The organism is Zooshikella harenae (assembly GCF_018837975.1).
GTDB classification, from domain to species: domain Bacteria; phylum Pseudomonadota; class Gammaproteobacteria; order Pseudomonadales; family Zooshikellaceae; genus Zooshikella; species Zooshikella harenae.
In genome coordinates this window covers 1-1,546 of sequence record NZ_JAGSOY010000233.1, presented here as the reverse complement: position 1 = coordinate 1,546, position 1,546 = coordinate 1, and the positions used below count along the sequence as shown (strand labels likewise).

Here is a 1,546-nt window from a genome sequence, read left to right as displayed (position 1 = left end):
TTTTTGGGCTGCCGCTGATAGCTTATATCGCCCCTCAATTAGCTCATTGCTCTTAACTACAAGCTCTTTCGTAGTAACTTCCATAAAGCCCCACTTTGAAATTAACCACCAGCTATCGACTACAAACATTATCATTTGTAGTCGATAAGTCAACTAAACGATGTCTTTCGGCTTAGAATTGCGTGCTGAGTCAACCATCCGGTGTCGTTGAGTCAACCATCCGGTGTCGATTAATCGCTACAGCCCAGTGAATACAAGGCATATAGAGGAGGGTAAAACAAGATAAACAAGTATTAAAAACAAGATAAACAAGACAAACTAGAAACAAGTTTGTGAGCTGGAATGTTGATGTTAAAATAATCAAAGTTTTAAAGAGCAGCAAACACACCTAAAACGCCGTACAATTCGATTTAAGCCATTTCAAGATTCGACTGCTACCCTTGCCTTAGTTAATACAGAAAAACCTCAAGAATAAGCTCACAGCTCGATATACGACATAATTTGTATGACCTTTTGCTATATACCTCAATCACCTTATAACCTATCAACTAAACTGTAGTTTCATTGAAGTACTTCAAATGAGGGGTTACAGCCTGATCTCATCAAATCAAGCATTAGAGTTTGCGACTAAGGTATGTGAAGTTTTAGGAAATGGCAGCGACTATTAATTTTCCTAAAGTGACGTAATATATTGCGTCACTCTGACGTATAACACCCCTCCATAAAACAAAAATATCCTTTATTATCAATTAGATATTCTAATTTTCATTGTATGAATCTGGCTCTGGCTCAAATTGTGAGAACTAGTTAAAATTAATTAGAGTGTTATACGTCAATGCGACGTAATGTTTTACGTCAGAGTGACGTTCATTAATAGTTAACTGTAAGAAATGGGATCGTCATGCTAAAGGAAAAACTTGATGGGCTTAGGTTGTCGCTAATCGATGAACAAAACATCGAAGATCTCGGGTTTTCTGGAGATACTGTAATATCAACTATTGGTTCAAAAGGTGGTGCAGTTTGTGCTCCTGTGCTGGAATTTGAGGTTACTGGAACCGACTCATTGGTAATTGATAAAGGTAATTTCAATATACAGTGGAGCCAAATTGAAATAAGTAAAAATACAGTATCGGTTCACAGGAATGGGAAAGCAGCAGTATATAAAATAGTTTCAAAGTTAAGTCCTATCGGCACAAAAAGGAAGTTGCCGTGAGGTCTGGATATCTACGTTAACTGTAAGAGCAAGTATGGAAAGGGTTTTAATAGTTGAGCAAGTTTTTGGCATAGGTAAGCGAGGGGTACTTGTTTCTCCCTGGTTACCTCTTAGTGTCTTCGAGGGAAAAATGTTGCCAACGCAAGTTCAGTTAAAAACGCCTGATGGCAAGACTTTAACTAAAGCGGCTCATTTCAGTATTCCACGGCAATCACCGCCGCCCAAAGAGTATGTATTAGGCTGCTTTATTAAAAATATCATCAAAGAAGAGTGTCCTATAGGTACTGAAGTATGGGCAGAGTTTTGTGATAAGCAAGCTGAGTAATGTCACAG

At 38.1% G+C, this 1,546-nt stretch carries 2 protein-coding genes; both read left to right on the top strand.

Annotated features, from left to right (window positions below; genetic code table 11):
- Window positions 1-901 precede the first annotated feature (901 nt).
- On the top strand, window positions 902-1,213 hold the full coding sequence (locus tag KCG35_RS25205; RefSeq protein ID WP_215822607.1) for a hypothetical protein: 312 nt from the start codon (window positions 902-904) through the stop codon (window positions 1,211-1,213).
- 34 nt (window positions 1,214-1,247) lie between these two features.
- Window positions 1,248-1,538: a hypothetical protein gene (locus tag KCG35_RS25200; protein ID WP_215822606.1), complete on the top strand. Its 291-nt coding sequence runs from the start codon at window positions 1,248-1,250 to the stop codon at window positions 1,536-1,538.
- Window positions 1,539-1,546: the final 8 nt, after the last annotated feature.